This window comes from Vibrio sp. 1562 (assembly GCF_033340155.1).
Lineage (GTDB): Bacteria > Pseudomonadota > Gammaproteobacteria > Enterobacterales > Vibrionaceae > Vibrio > Vibrio alginolyticus.
The window spans coordinates 34,016-49,275 of the sequence record NZ_JAWOVY010000014.1; the positions used below are offsets into that span (position 1 = coordinate 34,016).

Here is a 15,260-nt window from a genome sequence, read left to right on the forward strand (position 1 = left end):
ATGACAAATATCGTGTCGCCTCACTACTTTGTGTCTATTTCTTGTCTAAGAAAGCCAAAAGCCAGTAGCAATTGAGCTGCTGGCTTTTTTATTGAAGTTATTACCCTGAGTAACAAGTGTTAGAACAATTTACTAGACCAGCCAAGCTTATTCCGTAAGACGTGATAGTAGCTGTAGTCTTTTGGATGGATGAGCTTTAGTACATTTGGACTTTGATAGATGTGAATTTCGTCGCCAGGGGTAACTGGAAGTGAGACTTGTCCATCACAGCTAACTTCTTGTGTTCCACGGTTTTCTGGTGATACCACCAATTTAATTCGACGTTTTCCATCAACCACCAAAGGTCGACTCGACAATGTATGCGGGAACATTGGCACGAGTGAAATGGCATTCAAGCTAGGAGAAAGAATTGGGCCGCCGCCAGAAAGTGAATATGCCGTCGAGCCAGTCGGAGTGGAGACAATCAAACCGTCGGCCCGTAAAGAGAAGGCGAAGCTTTCATCTATGTACACTTCAAATTCAATCATATGGGCAATTTGCCCTGGGTGAAGTACGGCTTCGTTTAGCGCAGCGTTATGACTCTTTATTTGTCCGTGGCGGTGTACTTCCGCCTCTAAAAGAAAACGCTCCTCTTCAATATACTCACCGTCGAGTACCGCTTGCAGAGACGCTTGGAAGTCGTCTGGGTTCAAGTCAGTTAAGAAGCCCAGATTTCCACGGTTCACGCCTATAACTGGTACATCAAATCGGGATAAAATTCTTGCTGCACCTAGCATGTTGCCATCGCCACCAACCACAATGGCTAGATCGGCATTTTTTCCTAGTTCAACTAAGCTAGCAAACTGACTCTGTGGGATATCATCCAGTATTGCGGCAAGGCGATCGTCAATGAATACTTTATAGCCCTCAGAGGTCAACCATTGGTACAACTCTTTATGAGTTTGAATTGCTTGTTGATCTCTTGGTTTTCCGATAATCGCGATCACGTTACATGGATTTTTCATAGCATTTCCGCATTAAAGAGGCTTGAATCAGGAATCTTCATCCCCATAATAATGGCAAGTCACCTAAATATGCGAATTTTTATGTGGTTAAAGCCCGCAAAAACGCGCATGGCTTTAAGGGCATTATGTTGAATTCTGGAGATATCATGAGCAACGAAGAAAACAAAGTTACAGAAGAAGAGCTTGATCAAATCATCGAAGAGGCTGAAAAAGTAGAAGCTGAAGCACAAGAAGTTGAAGCTGAGCTTGAAGAGCTTGGTGATGAGACAGACGCTAAGATTGCTCAACTAGAAGCGGCACTATTGTCTAGCGAGGCAAAAGTAAAAGAGCAACAAGATGCGGTGTTGCGTTCTAAAGCTGAAGTAGAAAACATGCGTCGTCGCACTGAGCAAGAGATCGATAAAGCACGTAAGTTTGCGTTGAACAAGTTTGCAGAAGAGCTGCTTCCTGTTATTGATAACCTAGAGCGTGCAATTCAAGCGGCAGATACAGAGAATGAAACTGTGAAGCCGTTCCTAGAAGGCGTTGAACTAACACATAAAACGTTTGTAGACGTTGTAGCGAAATTTGGCTTGAAAGCAATCAACCCTGAAGGTGAAGCATTCAATCCAGAGTTCCATCAAGCGATGTCGATTCAGGAGAGCCCTGATCATGAATCAAACACTGTTATGTTTGTTATGCAAAAAGGTTACGAACTAAACGGCCGTGTGATTCGTCCGGCAATGGTAATGGTTGCTAAGTAACTTTAACTGCCTGTTTTTTAAATATAAAAGCGCCCATCATTTTTGATGGGCGCTTTTTTGTTTTAAACATAAATGACTGCATCGAACTTCGTTGTATATCGATAAATGAAAATTTGATCCCCTTCATATTTTTTCCTATTGGTTAATTATTTTCCTATAGGAGATTTTCTCTCATCTCGCTGCGTGTTTATTAACGGAAAGGGCTATAAGTGATTGTAATCATTCGTTGTGTGAATATTTGTTCTGCATAGGAATGTAAATATAGTCATTTTTTCTAAAACAATGTCGTTAACAAAAATGTAAATTATCACTTTATTTTGTAACTTCGGTGTGTATGATTTGCGACTAATGCTTTAAAAGTAAGCATATATAACTACAAAAATGTAAATAGTAAACACAACATATCGGAGATTTATAATGGATAAATCGCTTTCTAGTAAGATTTTTATAGGCTTGTTTGCCGGCCTTGTGCTGGGGACAGCAATTCAGTACTTATTTAGCGGTATTGCGATTTTTGATACATACCTACTTGGAGCAGCAGAAGGTGTTGGCGGCATGTTCGTCTCACTGATCAAATTGCTTGTTGTTCCTTTAGTTTACGTTTCAATCGTATGCGGCATTGTTGACTTGAAAGACATCAGTGCATTTGGTCGTCTTGGTGGAAAAACTTTTACCCTTTACATTCTTAACACCATCATTGCGATTACGGCGGCTTTGACTGTCGGCTTGATCTTCCAGCCAGGAGCGGGCGCTAATCTAGCAGGAACGGTATCTGAGGCTGTACAGCTGACAACGACAGAGACGCCGGACATTTTCTCTTTAGTTGTTAACATTGTTCCTAGCAATCCTGTACAAGCGTTTGCTAGCGGCGACATGCTGCAAATCATCTTTATGGCAATTTTGACGGGGCTTGCAATTCAAGCTTTGGATTCTCGTGGTGGCCCAGCTATTCGCACATTCAAAATGGCAAATGAAATCATGATGAAATTGGTTGGATTAGTGATGAGTCTTGCACCATATGGTGTGTTCGCACTAATGATTCAACTAGGTGCAACGCTAAACGCCAATACATTAATGTCCGTTGCCGGTTACGTGGCTTTGGTGGTTGCGATGTTGGTGTTCTGGATCTTCTTCTTCTACCCAATGGCAGTGAGTATTGCGACAGGAACTTCTCCAAAGACTTTCCTACGTGCAACTCGTGAGCAGATTCTTTTCTCTCTATCTACCGCGAGCTCAAACGCGACTATCCCGGTAACGATGCGCACACTGACAGAAAAGCTTCAGGTCTCTAAATCGGTTGCTGGCTTCGGTGTACCACTGGGCGCAACGATGAATATGTCTGGTGTGTCTATCTATATTGCTCTAGCAACGATGTTTGTTGCGAACGCTTTTGGCCAGCCAATTAACACCGCAGACATCTTCACACTTGGCTTAACTATTCTTCTGTTATCTATTGGTGCTGGCGGCGTTCCTGGGGGCGGCGTGGTAATGGTAGGTGTTTTGCTTCACCAGCTAGGCTTACCACCTGAAGGTTTGGCAATCATTGCAGCGGTCGACCGTATTAATGATATGTTCTGTACATCATCTAACGTTGTCGGCGACACGGCAGTGAACACCATTGTTGCAAAAACAGAAGGTGAGATAGGTAAAGAAGAGGGTGTTGATGCTGAGCCTGCTCAAGCGAACGCCTAATACCTTGAATAATTTATTTTAACCCTAATATTGAAGCGAGCTCTTATGAGCTCGTTTTTTATTTAGGAAGAGTCGGGCATAAATAAATTTATCTGGGAAATGACGTTTTGTTGCGCTACAGCAGTGTGACGAGTTCCCAACTAATCAGAAAGAAACACATAAATTTCGAAAAAAGACGCTTTTTTTTAATTCTGCCCTTGAAAAGCATTTTGCCGCCCTTATCTATGTGGCATAGAGAAGCAAACATTGATTATTTTTGTTTGTGAGCAAGGGTTGAAACCCGATTCTCCTCCCCCCACATTGGGGTTATAACCAAACGAAAATAGAATTTATTCGGAGATAGCCAGATGGGTAAAATCATTGGTATTGACTTAGGTACTACTAACTCATGTGTTGCTGTATTAGACGGCGACAAACCACGTGTAATTGAAAACGCAGAGGGCGAACGTACTACTGCATCGGTTATTGCTTACACTGACGGTGAGACGCTAGTAGGTCAACCAGCGAAACGTCAAGCAGTAACTAACCCAGAAAACACGCTATTTGCAATTAAGCGTCTAATCGGTCGTCGTTTTGAAGACGAAGAAGTTCAGCGTGACATCGAAATCATGCCTTACAAAATCGTTAAGGCTGACAACGGTGATGCTTGGGTAGAAGCGAAAGGCCAAAAAATGGCAGCTCCTCAGGTTTCTGCTGAAGTTCTTAAGAAAATGAAGAAAACTGCTGAAGACTTCCTTGGTGAGGAAGTAACTGGCGCAGTTATCACAGTACCTGCTTACTTTAACGATGCTCAGCGTCAAGCGACAAAAGATGCTGGCCGTATCGCAGGTCTAGAAGTTAAACGTATCATCAACGAACCAACAGCAGCTGCGCTAGCTTACGGTCTTGATAAGAAAGGCGGCGATCGCACTATCGCGGTATACGACCTTGGTGGTGGTACATTCGATATTTCAATCATCGAAATCGATGAAGTTGAAGGCGAGAAAACATTCGAAGTTCTAGCAACTAACGGTGATACTCACCTAGGTGGTGAAGACTTTGATAACCGTCTAATCAACTACTTGGTTGATGAGTTCAACAAAGAGCAAGGCATCAACCTTAAAAACGACCCACTAGCAATGCAGCGTGTTAAAGAAGCAGCAGAGAAAGCGAAAATCGAGCTTTCTTCTACTTCTCAAACAGACGTAAACCTACCTTACGTTACTGCAGATGCAACTGGTCCTAAGCACATGAACATTAAAGTGACTCGTGCAAAACTAGAATCTCTAGTTGAAGACCTAGTACAACGCTCTCTTGAACCATTAAAAGTAGCTCTAGCTGACGCTGACCTATCAGTAAACGACATCACTGACGTAATCCTAGTTGGTGGTCAGACTCGTATGCCAATGGTTCAAGCGAAAGTTGCTGAGTTCTTTGGTAAAGAAGCGCGCCGTGACGTAAACCCTGACGAAGCAGTAGCAATGGGTGCTGCAGTTCAAGGTGGTGTACTTGCTGGTGACGTTAAAGACGTACTACTACTAGACGTAACTCCACTGTCTCTAGGTATCGAGACAATGGGTGGCGTGATGACTAAGTTAGTTGAGAAGAACACAACTATCCCAACTAAAGCGAACCAAGTTTTCTCTACAGCGGAAGACAACCAGAGCGCGGTAACTATCCACGTTCTACAAGGTGAGCGTAAGCAAGCGATGTACAACAAGTCTCTAGGCCAATTTAACCTAGAAGGCATCCAGCCTGCACCACGTGGTATGCCACAAATCGAGGTTACGTTTGACCTTGATGCGGACGGTATCCTACACGTATCTGCGAAAGACAAGCAGACTGGTAAAGAGCAGAAGATCACTATCCAAGCTTCTGGCGGTCTAAGCGATGAAGACATCGAGAAAATGGTTCAAGAAGCAGAAGCTAACAAAGAAGCGGACAAGAAGTTCGAAGAGCTAGCAACTGCACGTAACCAAGCTGACCAAATGATTCACGGTACTCGTAAGCAAGTAGAAGAAGCTGGTGAAGCGCTACCTGCAGAAGAGAAAGAGAAGATTGAAGCAGCAATTTCTGAGCTAGAAACAGCACGTAAAGGCGAAGACAAAGAAGCTATCGATGCTAAAGTTCAAGCACTAATGACTGCTTCTCAAAAGCTGATGGAAATCGCTCAACAACAAGCTCAAGCGCAGCAAGCACAAGGTGCTGACGCAGGTGCACAGTCTAAAGAAGACGACGTTGTAGATGCTGAGTTCGAAGAAGTTAAAGACGACAAGAAATAATATTTCTTAACCAGATGGCTGCATAGCCATCTGGGGTCGATAAGACTTCGTGTGCGGGCGTTTGGGGCAACTCTTACGCCCGTCTGTTTGTAAACGCTGTCTTTCTAGTTAAGTATGTTGCAGACAAGTGCACTTACCTAGAACGATACAAACACCAAGCGGTGAATCGATGCCGTTTGTAGTAATTAACTGGTGACGAAGAACATGTCAAAACGTGATTTTTACGAAGTATTAGGCGTAAGCCGTGATGCCTCAGAGCGCGATATCAAAAAGGCGTATAAGCGTCTAGCGATGAAATTCCACCCAGACCGAAACCAGGGTGATGATTCTGCGGCGGACAAGTTTAAAGAAGTAAAAGAAGCGTACGAAGTTCTGACCGACCCTCAAAAGAAAGCGGCGTACGACCAATACGGTCATGCAGCTTTTGAACAAGGCGGCGGTGGTTTCGGTGGCGGCGGCTTTGGCGGCGGCGGTGCTGATTTCGGCGACATCTTTGGCGATGTATTCGGTGACATCTTTGGTGGTGGTCGTCGTGGCGGTGGTGGCCACCGTGCCCAGCGAGGTGCTGACCTACGTTACAACATGGAATTGACGCTAGAAGAAGCGGTTCGTGGTGTAACGAAAGAGATCGAAGTACCGACACTAGTACACTGTGATACCTGTGATGGTAGTGGCGCGAAGAAAGGTTCATCTGCTGAAACATGTGGTACCTGTCATGGTCATGGTCAAGTACAGATGCGCCAGGGCTTCTTCGCAGTGCAACAAACCTGTCCTACCTGTCACGGCAAAGGTAAAATCATTAAAGACCCTTGTAATGAGTGTCATGGTCAAGGTCGTAAGCAGAAAACAAAAACACTTAACGTTAAGATCCCAGCAGGTGTTGATACTGGCGACCGTATTCGTCTATCTGGCGAAGGTGAAGCGGGAGAAATGGGAGCACCAGCGGGTGACTTGTATGTACAAGTGCACGTGAAAGAGCACCATATCTTCGAGCGTGATGGCAACAACCTATACTGTGAAGTGCCAGTAAGCTTTGCGATGGCAGCTCTAGGTGGTGAAGTTGAAGTACCAACCCTAGATGGTCGCGTAAGCCTAAAAGTGCCTTCAGAAACGCAAACAGGTCGTATGTTCCGTATGCGTGGTAAAGGTGTGAAAGGCGTTCGCGGTGGCGGTGTTGGTGATCTTATTGTTAAGTTGGTTGTTGAAACACCAGTAAACCTAAGCTCACGCCAAAAAGAACTGCTCAAAGAGTTTGAAGAGTCTTGTGGTGGTGAAGCGGCGACAAAGCACAAGCCTAAATCAGAAGGCTTTTTCAACGGTGTGAAAAAGTTCTTTGATGATTTAACCAGCTAAGACGTTAGTGAAAAGCACAAATACAAAGGCCTGCTAAAATGCAGGCCTTTTTGCATCTCGGTGTTCTTCCTAATTCCAGCAATCACTTGGTTCTTCGACATTTGTTGACGTTAAAGTAATCGTTTTAGAACCAGTCAAGCACTCGTCGTCGTCTTGTCCCAGAGCCGATTTTGCTGTTGCTGTAATGGTATAGGCCGTACTTGCAGAGCTCGCAATATCGAAAGAAAATCTATTTGTGTCTGAGTCACATAGAGTGCATGTGCCTCCAGAGAGAATATGACTCCAGTCGTACCCACCATCATAAGATGTCTCTAGCTCTAGCTGAATTCGACTAAGATCGCTCAAGGCAACCGTCCTATGAGACTTGATTACATGATTAGTGTAAGAGGGGTATGCGACTGCAGCAATGATCCCGACAATCACTACAGCTACCAGTAATTCGATCAATGTCATCCCTCTCAATCCTTTTTTGTAGCCGTTACAACGAGAAATTCGAATCATCACGAGTAGTTTCCTTTTCACTTTTCCGCCTATTTTGGGCAGGTGATAGCATCTGTGCAAGATGAATTACGGCCCTTTTGCCGTTTACATAGGAATTTGGGAAATGCCTCGCGGGTTTACGTTGTTGGAGCTTCTTATTACTGTTGCTGTACTGAGTATTATATTGGCGTTTGCAGCTCCAAGCTTTAGCCGTGTTTCACAAACTGTGCAAATGCAGCGATTAGCAACTGAATTAGCTGGTTTTCTAAGCCAAAGTAAGTCCGAGGCGGTAATGAGAAATCAAAAGTTATATATTCATTTCTCTATGGCTAAAAACGTCGTTGTCAGTCAAGGTGCATGGTCTCTACAGTTAACTAACTCATCTAGCGGCTCAGGGGGAGTAATCTTAAACCTTTCCGGCTCCGCATACTCTGAATTATCTTTGAAGCACAGTTACGATAATCAAAAAATAAGCTTCGATGAGGTCCGTGGACGGCCCCAAGGAGGAAATATAGAGTTTTTCCCAACCAATGCTCAAAACATAAAACTACAAGCAAAGATCTCAAACCCTCCTGGGAGGATTAAGATTTGTAGTAACTCTGGAACTAAGTTATATGATTACCGTCAGTGCTAACAAACGCTATCAAATAGGTAGCTCTTTAATTGAATTAATGATTAGTTCTTTAATTGGGTTAATTGTTCTTAGTGTAGTGGGCTCTATATTCTTGAGTTTACAAAAAACAGCAAAAGAAAAAAGCTTAGAGCTAAATTTATTGCAAAGTCTTAATATCACTTTATCTGTTATGAAAGAAGATATTCAAAGGGCTGGTTATGATGGTGGTCATGGTATGTCTCTTAAATTATCCGGAGCCTTGGAAACAATTACAATCAGTGGTGCATCTTCTATTGGTTTTGTTTATTTTAGAGATGACTCTCCGCTAAATAAAAACTATAGAAATATTAAGTATGAGAAGCGAGATAGCAAACTTGTAATCTGTGAAAATGGCGTAGTATCCCAAGCCAAAATACTGTCTTTTGATGGTGTGGATTTTTGTCGTTCTTTATTTGATGAAGATATTTTTCAAGTGACGAGTTTTACAGTAAATTCTGATGTCGTAACGAATGGCACAAATATTAGCGCTGTAACGGATGTTACTTTGGCTTTACAAACTGTAGATGGCGTAATTAATCAAGTTGCAGAATTTTCAATTAAGCAAAGGAATTGGCAATGAGATCTAAATTTGGATGTTCTGGGTACACGACGTTGTTAGTAACATCCATACTATTATTGTTTGCTTTGATTACATCTCTCGCATCATCAGAGGGAGTATTTTTTCAATTAAAAGTGGCTCAGAATGAACTAAAAGCTCGACAAGAACATTGGAAGGCTGAAGGAGGACTGGAATGTGCTTTTGCACAAATAAAGGAGAAGATGTTAGTTCTTCCTCCTTCCGGAACAATTACTTTACTAGGCTGTACAGTATCTACTACGATAAAAAAGCTCAGCGATTATGAATATTTGGTTACATCTAAAGAGGGAAATACAAATTTAAGTAAAGTGATAATTTCGACAGGGAACGGCCTTGGTGCTGTACTAAAAACGAGTGCGTCGGTAGAGCTTACTGGCTCAATGCACTTTGTCCCTAAAGCAAAAGGTTTGTCGTCTGACAGTGAGTGTACATCTATTATTGCTGGTGGAACCGTGAGTTATGTAGCAAGTGTAAGTGGTTCTGATGAGCACTTTCTGACGGTGGACAGTTCAGTCAGTAGTCATGCTACTGGGATTTTAGGGGCTCCTAGCTTTACTTGTAAGAATTCGCACAAATCCAATTTATTTGAAGAAACCAAACGTCCAACCTACCTAGCTACTACTAGCACTTCGAATAAAAATGAAGATATCAAAGAAAATGTTGCAAATATTTCGGTTTTCAAAGACTTATTCACTATGGATTTCAACGCAGTTAACGTAGCAAAACTCAAAAACGAGATTAAAGCGGATCCTGTTGGCGTTGTAATTGCTAGCGGTAAGACACCTAAAGGTTGGGTTAAGTCATGCCATACTAAGTTAGCTAATGCTTACGCTGCTGGAAAACGAAGGTTTTGGGTCGATGGCAGTTGCGCAATATCAGGAAATATTTTTGGTTCTACTACTCAGCCTGTAGATAATGCTATTCAGCTTATTATTTATGATGGTGTTCTCTACAGTCAAAGTATGAGTTATTTTGATGGACTTCTTTACCAATACCTTTCAAAGCCAACTGTGTTGGATGTTAAAGAAATATGGATTGATCTTTTTGATTCAAAAAATGATATAGGTGTAACCCCTACTTCTTTTCACAAGCATGATATTAATAATGACTTTAATAAATATGCTTTTTTGCTAGATGGTTCATTGAAGCTTGATGGCGGGATAGGGTTAGATGCAGAAGATAGAACTATAAAATTAAATGGATCTTTGATACCTGCCTACAATGGTGGAAAGAGCGGCAAGTACATTGAGAAACTAAAGTGGCAGCGAGGCTCCTGGAATGATCTCTAAACAAAAAGGTTTTAACCTTCTTGAAGTTCTAATTTCTTTTCTGCTTATCGGTGTTGGGGCTCTAGGTTTAACTAAGCTAAACGTGTATCTAGAACGCGAATCCGAATATGCCATAAAAAGTATTGAAGCACTGCGTCTAACAGAGAACCAGCTTGAATGGTTCCGAACGCGTGGTGCTTCGGATGCGCTTTCTACGATTTCTACTGCCAGTTTTGCCTCTATCGTGACAGGATCTTCCGCCACTGGAGCGTACACGGTGGAGTGGGATGTGCCACCTGCTACTGTATCAGGTTCACTAAAGACGATCATCATCACAACAAGTTGGGAAGATAGAATGGGGCAGACGCAATCCGTTCAGCTTAAAACGATGATCTCACAATACAGTGAATTCGAAAACTAAGTTCAATTGCATACATGGGCTGGGACAAATGCGGGTGTAATTCCTGTTTAATACCGGATTTGTCACGGTTAATAAATAGTTTTTGAACTGTTAATTGAGTTGATGTGCTACTGTTTTTATTATGTTTAATTGAAGTGGTGTTTTTGCAAAATATGTCTCCAATTATGAAAAAAAATCTAGAACCTTGTGCTTTCCCCATTAGTGTTTACTAGAATACTCGTTGGATAGTAGGTCGTTATAATTATTCAAATAGGCCTTGGCACCAACATCATTCACTATGGAGTTACCATGAGTAACCAAGCTGTAAATAAGGCACCATCATCGAAGCCGAGCGGGATGGAGCGCTTTTTAAACTTTATCGAGAGGACAGGTAACAAAATTCCTGATCCTGCGATTTTGTTCTTCTGGGCATTGATCATTACTTGGGCGGCGTCAGCACTTTTGTCGAATGTATCATTCGATCTTCCAAACCCTCGAACGGGCGAAGCTCTTACTATCACCAACTTACTTACGGGCGAAGCGCTAGCAAGTTTCCTTGCTAACATGGTGACGACGTTTACTGGTTTTGCGCCACTGGGTATCGTACTTGTCGCAATGCTAGGTGTGGGTGTTGCAGATTCTTCGGGCTTTATTACGACGGGTCTTAAGAAGATGCTGAACTTCACGCCAGCTAAGCTTCTTACTCCAATGCTTATTTTGGTTGCCATTGTATCGCATACTGCGGCAGATGCAGGCTATGTTCTGGTTATTCCTCTTGGCGGTATTATCTTCCATGCGGCAGGTCGTCACCCTTTAGCAGGTATTGCGGCAGCATTTGCAGGTGTATCTGGTGGCTTCTCTGCAAACTTTATCCCTTCAGGTATCGATCCACTACTAGCAGGCTTTACGCAAACTGCGGCGCAGGTTCTTGATCCTGAATACGTGGTTAACCCATTAGCGAACATCTTCTTTACTGGCCTATCTTCCATCATTATTGTAGCGATTGGTTGGTACGTGACAGAAAAAATCATTGAGCCTCGTTTGTCAAAAATGCCAATTGATGACGATGCGGAAACTGCGCCAAACCTAGGTTCATTTACTGAACTGGAATCAAAAGCATTCCGTTATGCAGGTTGGGCAATGATGGCGGGTATTGCTTTACTTGTTGCAGCGTTAATTCCAGAAACATCAGCACTACGCTCGCCTGAAGGTGAAATTACGGCCTTCTCAGCACCGATAATGAAGTCTATCGTGCCGTTGATCTTTATTCTGTTTATCATTCCCGGTTACGTTTACGGTAAAGTGTCTGGAACGTTCAAGACCAGCAACGACATTATCAAAGCGATGGCTGACACCATGTCAACCATGGGCGCATACATTGTAATGTCGTTCTTCTGTGCTCAGTTCTTATCTGCATTTGCTCAGTCAAACATCGGTACGATGCTAGCGTTGTATGGCGCAGAAGGCTTAAAAGCGATGAACCTACCAGGTGAAGTGACCATCATCGGTATGATCCTTCTAACCGCGTCTGTAAACCTACTTATTGGTTCGGCATCGGCAAAATGGGCTTTAATTGGTCCAATCTTAGTGCCAATGCTAATGGCGGTTGGTATCTCGCCTGAGCTGTCTCAGGCGGCTTACCGTGTGGGTGACTCTGTATCGAACATCATTTCGCCTCTAATGGTATTTTTCCCTCTTGTTGTGGTTTACTGTCAGCGTTATGTGAAGTCGGCTGGTATCGGTACGCTTGCGTCACTAATGATGCCATTCTCGATCGCAATGCTGATCGGTTGGTCTATCTTCCTAGTTGCTTATTGGATGGTAGGTATCCCGCTAGGCATTCAAGCTCCTTACACTTACACAATGTAAAAACGTGTAGGGTGTGAAAGCCGCTAATTGGCAGCCAAAAAGCGCAGGTCTTCGATCTGCGTTTTTTTGTTCTCGTAAAACGAACATCGATAGGTCTTGTAACTAGTTTTTTGGAGTTGCAGACTTTGTCCCGTGATGTGTTGCTGTAGTGAAACCGAAGTTGGTGATAAAATTCCTGACTTCAATCGTTTTTTGTTTCTTTGGAGCCTCCTTTGTCTAACCATCCGTTTTCCCCTCAAGATGAATTGTTTATGCGCAGAGCGATGGAGCTTGCTGAGCAAGCAGAAGCTGAGGGGGAAGTACCTGTTGGCGCAGTGCTTGTCAAAGATGGTGAAATTATCGCTGAGGGGTGGAATCGCTCTATTGGTACTAATGACGCTACCGCACATGCTGAGATCCAAACGCTGCGTAAAGCAGGCCAAAAGCTAGAAAATTACCGCCTTCTGGATACGACGTTATATGTAACACTTGAGCCATGCCCAATGTGTGCCGGAGCCTTATTGCATAGCCGCGTTAAGCGGGTTGTTTTTGGAGCGCCAGATTTAAAAGCTGGAGCAGCAGGAACAGTGCTTAATTTGTTTGAAAGTCAAGCCGCTTACCATTACGCCTTAATTGAAAAGGGGCTGCTAGAAGATGAGTGCCGTACTCAGCTACAAGCGTTTTTTAAGCGCCGCCGAAAGGAAATTAAAGCGAAGAAGCAAGCACAAAAAGCATTAGAAAATGGAGAGAGCGAACAAGGTAGTAGGAGTAGTGAGGGCTAGCAAACACCTACAACGTGGTAGATGTTTGCTTGGACGCACTAGTGATTGACTAAATGTACAAAAACACGATTACGTGAACTTACTTTCTTTTTCATACATGTCAGTTTACGTTTACGTCGGATAGCAGCTACTGTGTTATTTAAACGCTTTGACTGCACTCTACGTCTTCTCATATTCAAAACCTCCTGCAGACAAGACTTATACCAGTAAAGCGCGGCTCATCGATGCTTGGCAATAGGCTCGATAATCGCACTAAACATTGTATGGTTTAAACGTTCTTCATTTGACTTCTGCATTGCACAGAGCCAGCAAACAATTTCAATACGATGCTTAATAATAGGAGTGACGTTATTTCGGCAGAGTGTAGCCGAAAGCGCCGCTTCATCAAGTGAGCTAAACCATGTGGTTGTAAAGTAACCTGTTACAAAGCAATCAGTTTTACTAACGATGAAGAAAAGGCGACCAACCAAAGGAATGGTTGAGTGTGGTTGGTGTCACTCAGAATATTGGAGTCTAGATAAGTTTTCGTTAGGACTCAACAAAAATGACGAGCTTCATAGGCTCGTCATTTTTTAGTTTACCGCGGGTTTATTCTTCAATGCTTTCTTGTTCGGTGTCTTCTTCAACCGTGACGTCAGAAGCGCCAGAGACTTGTTCTACGACGGTCTCTACTGCGCCCGATATCAAAATGTCGGGGTTGAGCGGCGGAATCACTTGCAAGTCATCGCTATTCTCATCAATCGCTGGCTGTTGGCTGACATGACCAATGATGGATTGGTAGTAACGTCGAATATTTTCTACGTAATTACGCGCTTCATCGCCTCTGGCGTACCCATAGCGAGTTTGGCTGTAATAGCGCTTCTGACGCAGTAAAGGCAGCCTATCTTTTACATCGGCCCAAGCGTTCGGATCGCCACCTTGTGCTTTGGTGAGTCGTCGTGCGTCCATCATGTGGCCGTAACCAATATTGTATGAAGCTAACGCAAACCATATTTTTTCATGCTCGTTGATGCTATCAGGCACGCGACCTACAATGCGACGTAAGTACTCGACACCACCACGAACAGATTGCTCAGGGTCTAAACGGTTTGTTACCCCGACGCTTTTCGCTGTTGGCAGAGTAAGCATCATCATCCCCCTAACACCCGTTGGCGATTTTGCTGTTGGTTTCCAATGTGACTCTTGATAAGCCAATGCTGAAATTAAGCGCCAGTCGAACTCTTCGCTGTATTTTTGGAATAAAGGTGCCCATTTAGGCAATTTGTCATCCAGAGCTCGAATGAATGCGCGAGTATCAACGTAGTCAAATGCTTCAATATGACCAATGTACTTTTCTTCGAGGGTGGACAGTTCTCCTGATTGTTTGATGTTACCGAAAAACTCTATCAGCATCGCATACAAACTTTCGTCTTCAGAGCGTCGAGTAAACCAAGATACTGGTTGATCTTCTGTAAGTTCAAACGCGAGCGCAAGATCGGGGTAAAGGCGTTGAGCAAGGGAAAGTTCCACCGAATCAGTCACAGTAAAACGTAACTCACCCGTCGATACGTATTTGAGTAAGTCTCTCGTGTCAGCATCACCAACAATTTCAAACTGAAGTTCTGGATACTGCTTCTTTAACGCTGTTAGGGTCGGAACATATTGCGATTGTTCAACGATCTTTAATGTTTGAGCGCCTGCATTTGTATCTTCGTCGGACTCGTCGTCTTTCGAGGCTTGGTATTCAATGAGTTGTTCGATATCACGTGGTCGAAGTTGCCCTTTTTTATATACCACTTGTTGGCTTACATAATAATAGGCAGGGCCTGGTCTAAATCGTTTGACTGCTTGTGACGTTTGATTTAAACCCGTAGCGATGATATCGATATCTCCTTTCTTAAGAGCAGGAAAAAGCTCAGCCTGGCGAAAGGCTGGTTTAATCTCGAGTTTGACGCCGAGCTGTTCCGCAAACTGACGCGCCAATTCGTAATCCAACCCTGCGGGACCATCGGGACCTATGTAGTAGGAAAGCTGATTGTTTAGCGTGCCAACACGAAGCACACCACGTTCTTGAATTTTTTCAAATTCACTTTTGGGCTCCGACTCAATCTGGCAAGCTGAGAGCAAAAGAACAGAAACTAAAATTAGAGCACTGCGCTTGAGCCGGTTGAAGTGACTTATTTGCATTAATAGGTACATC

General features: G+C 43.3%; 13 protein-coding genes. 10 read left to right on the forward strand and 3 right to left on the reverse strand.

What is annotated here, in order from left to right:
- Positions 1-119 precede the first annotated feature (119 nt).
- Positions 120-1,004, reverse strand: coding sequence for an NAD(+) kinase (gene nadK / locus R7Z49_RS15190; RefSeq protein ID WP_005381631.1), 885 nt, complete (start codon positions 1,002-1,004; stop codon positions 120-122).
- Positions 1,005-1,150: 146 nt separating this feature from the next.
- Between nadK and grpE the strand changes: the two genes are divergently transcribed.
- From grpE to dnaJ, 4 genes are all read left to right on the forward strand, one after another.
- Positions 1,151-1,747, forward strand: coding sequence for a nucleotide exchange factor GrpE (gene grpE / locus R7Z49_RS15195; RefSeq protein ID WP_021034134.1), 597 nt, complete (start codon positions 1,151-1,153; stop codon positions 1,745-1,747).
- A 417-nt stretch (positions 1,748-2,164) separates the two neighbouring features.
- Complete coding sequence (locus R7Z49_RS15200) at positions 2,165-3,439, forward strand: dicarboxylate/amino acid:cation symporter (RefSeq protein ID WP_005381625.1); 1,275 nt, start codon at positions 2,165-2,167, stop codon at positions 3,437-3,439.
- Between the two features lie 347 nt (positions 3,440-3,786).
- Positions 3,787-5,700 carry a molecular chaperone DnaK gene (gene dnaK / locus R7Z49_RS15205; RefSeq protein ID WP_005381623.1) on the forward strand — a complete coding sequence of 638 codons (1,914 nt, stop codon included), beginning with the start codon at positions 3,787-3,789 and terminating at the stop codon, positions 5,698-5,700.
- Between the two features lie 204 nt (positions 5,701-5,904).
- Complete coding sequence (gene dnaJ / locus R7Z49_RS15210; protein WP_005381620.1) at positions 5,905-7,053, forward strand: molecular chaperone DnaJ; 1,149 nt, start codon at positions 5,905-5,907, stop codon at positions 7,051-7,053.
- 69 nt (positions 7,054-7,122) lie between these two features.
- On the opposite strand, the gene R7Z49_RS15215 is transcribed toward dnaJ, so the two are convergent.
- A complete protein-coding gene (locus R7Z49_RS15215) occupies positions 7,123-7,554 on the reverse strand; it encodes a type IV pilin protein (RefSeq protein ID WP_017820588.1) in 432 nt (143 codons plus the stop codon).
- A gap of 103 nt (positions 7,555-7,657) precedes the next feature.
- Here R7Z49_RS15215 and R7Z49_RS15220 point away from each other — a divergent pair, with 103 nt between their 5' ends.
- The 6 genes from R7Z49_RS15220 to tadA all read left to right on the forward strand — a co-directional run bounded on the left by R7Z49_RS15220 (position 7,658) and on the right by tadA (position 13,081).
- On the forward strand, positions 7,658-8,167 hold the full coding sequence (locus tag R7Z49_RS15220) for a GspH/FimT family pseudopilin (RefSeq protein ID WP_064369022.1): 510 nt from the start codon (positions 7,658-7,660) through the stop codon (positions 8,165-8,167).
- Positions 8,148-8,765 (forward strand): PilW family protein, encoded by a 618-nt coding sequence (locus R7Z49_RS15225; RefSeq protein ID WP_005383755.1) that lies wholly within the window; start codon positions 8,148-8,150, stop codon positions 8,763-8,765. The genes R7Z49_RS15220 and R7Z49_RS15225 overlap by 20 nt, the downstream gene beginning before the upstream one ends.
- On the forward strand, positions 8,762-10,072 hold the full coding sequence (locus R7Z49_RS15230) for a hypothetical protein (RefSeq protein WP_318111806.1): 1,311 nt from the start codon (positions 8,762-8,764) through the stop codon (positions 10,070-10,072). The genes R7Z49_RS15225 and R7Z49_RS15230 overlap by 4 nt, the downstream gene beginning before the upstream one ends.
- A complete protein-coding gene (locus R7Z49_RS15235; protein ID WP_031780848.1) occupies positions 10,062-10,472 on the forward strand; it encodes a prepilin-type N-terminal cleavage/methylation domain-containing protein in 411 nt (136 codons plus the stop codon). The genes R7Z49_RS15230 and R7Z49_RS15235 overlap by 11 nt, the downstream gene beginning before the upstream one ends.
- A 288-nt stretch (positions 10,473-10,760) precedes the next feature.
- On the forward strand, positions 10,761-12,320 hold the full coding sequence (locus R7Z49_RS15240; RefSeq protein ID WP_005383758.1) for an AbgT family transporter: 1,560 nt from the start codon (positions 10,761-10,763) through the stop codon (positions 12,318-12,320).
- Between the two features lie 212 nt (positions 12,321-12,532).
- Positions 12,533-13,081, forward strand: a complete 549-nt coding sequence (gene tadA / locus R7Z49_RS15245) for a tRNA adenosine(34) deaminase TadA (RefSeq protein WP_082240141.1) — start codon at positions 12,533-12,535, stop codon at positions 13,079-13,081.
- 588 nt (positions 13,082-13,669) lie between these two features.
- Here tadA and mltF read toward each other — a convergent pair.
- Complete coding sequence (mltF, locus tag R7Z49_RS15250) at positions 13,670-15,247, reverse strand: membrane-bound lytic murein transglycosylase MltF (RefSeq protein ID WP_318111807.1); 1,578 nt, start codon at positions 15,245-15,247, stop codon at positions 13,670-13,672.
- Positions 15,248-15,260 lie beyond the last annotated feature (13 nt).

What these genes read in the sequence shown, in the direction of transcription:
- nadK (WP_005381631.1), bottom strand. Translation starts at nt 1,004, where the DNA reads ATGAAAAATCCATGTAACGTGATCGCGATTATCGGAAAACCAAGAGAT.
- grpE (WP_021034134.1), top strand. Translation starts at nt 1,151, where the DNA reads ATGAGCAACGAAGAAAACAAAGTTACAGAAGAAGAGCTTGATCAAATC.
- R7Z49_RS15200 (WP_005381625.1), top strand. Translation starts at nt 2,165, where the DNA reads ATGGATAAATCGCTTTCTAGTAAGATTTTTATAGGCTTGTTTGCCGGC.
- dnaK (WP_005381623.1), top strand. Translation starts at nt 3,787, where the DNA reads ATGGGTAAAATCATTGGTATTGACTTAGGTACTACTAACTCATGTGTT.
- dnaJ (WP_005381620.1), top strand. Translation starts at nt 5,905, where the DNA reads ATGTCAAAACGTGATTTTTACGAAGTATTAGGCGTAAGCCGTGATGCC.
- R7Z49_RS15215 (WP_017820588.1), bottom strand. Translation starts at nt 7,554, where the DNA reads ATGATTCGAATTTCTCGTTGTAACGGCTACAAAAAAGGATTGAGAGGG.
- R7Z49_RS15220 (WP_064369022.1), top strand. Translation starts at nt 7,658, where the DNA reads ATGCCTCGCGGGTTTACGTTGTTGGAGCTTCTTATTACTGTTGCTGTA.
- R7Z49_RS15225 (WP_005383755.1), top strand. Translation starts at nt 8,148, where the DNA reads ATGATTACCGTCAGTGCTAACAAACGCTATCAAATAGGTAGCTCTTTA.
- R7Z49_RS15230 (WP_318111806.1), top strand. Translation starts at nt 8,762, where the DNA reads ATGAGATCTAAATTTGGATGTTCTGGGTACACGACGTTGTTAGTAACA.
- R7Z49_RS15235 (WP_031780848.1), top strand. Translation starts at nt 10,062, where the DNA reads ATGATCTCTAAACAAAAAGGTTTTAACCTTCTTGAAGTTCTAATTTCT.
- R7Z49_RS15240 (WP_005383758.1), top strand. Translation starts at nt 10,761, where the DNA reads ATGAGTAACCAAGCTGTAAATAAGGCACCATCATCGAAGCCGAGCGGG.
- mltF (WP_318111807.1), bottom strand. Translation starts at nt 15,247, where the DNA reads ATGCAAATAAGTCACTTCAACCGGCTCAAGCGCAGTGCTCTAATTTTA.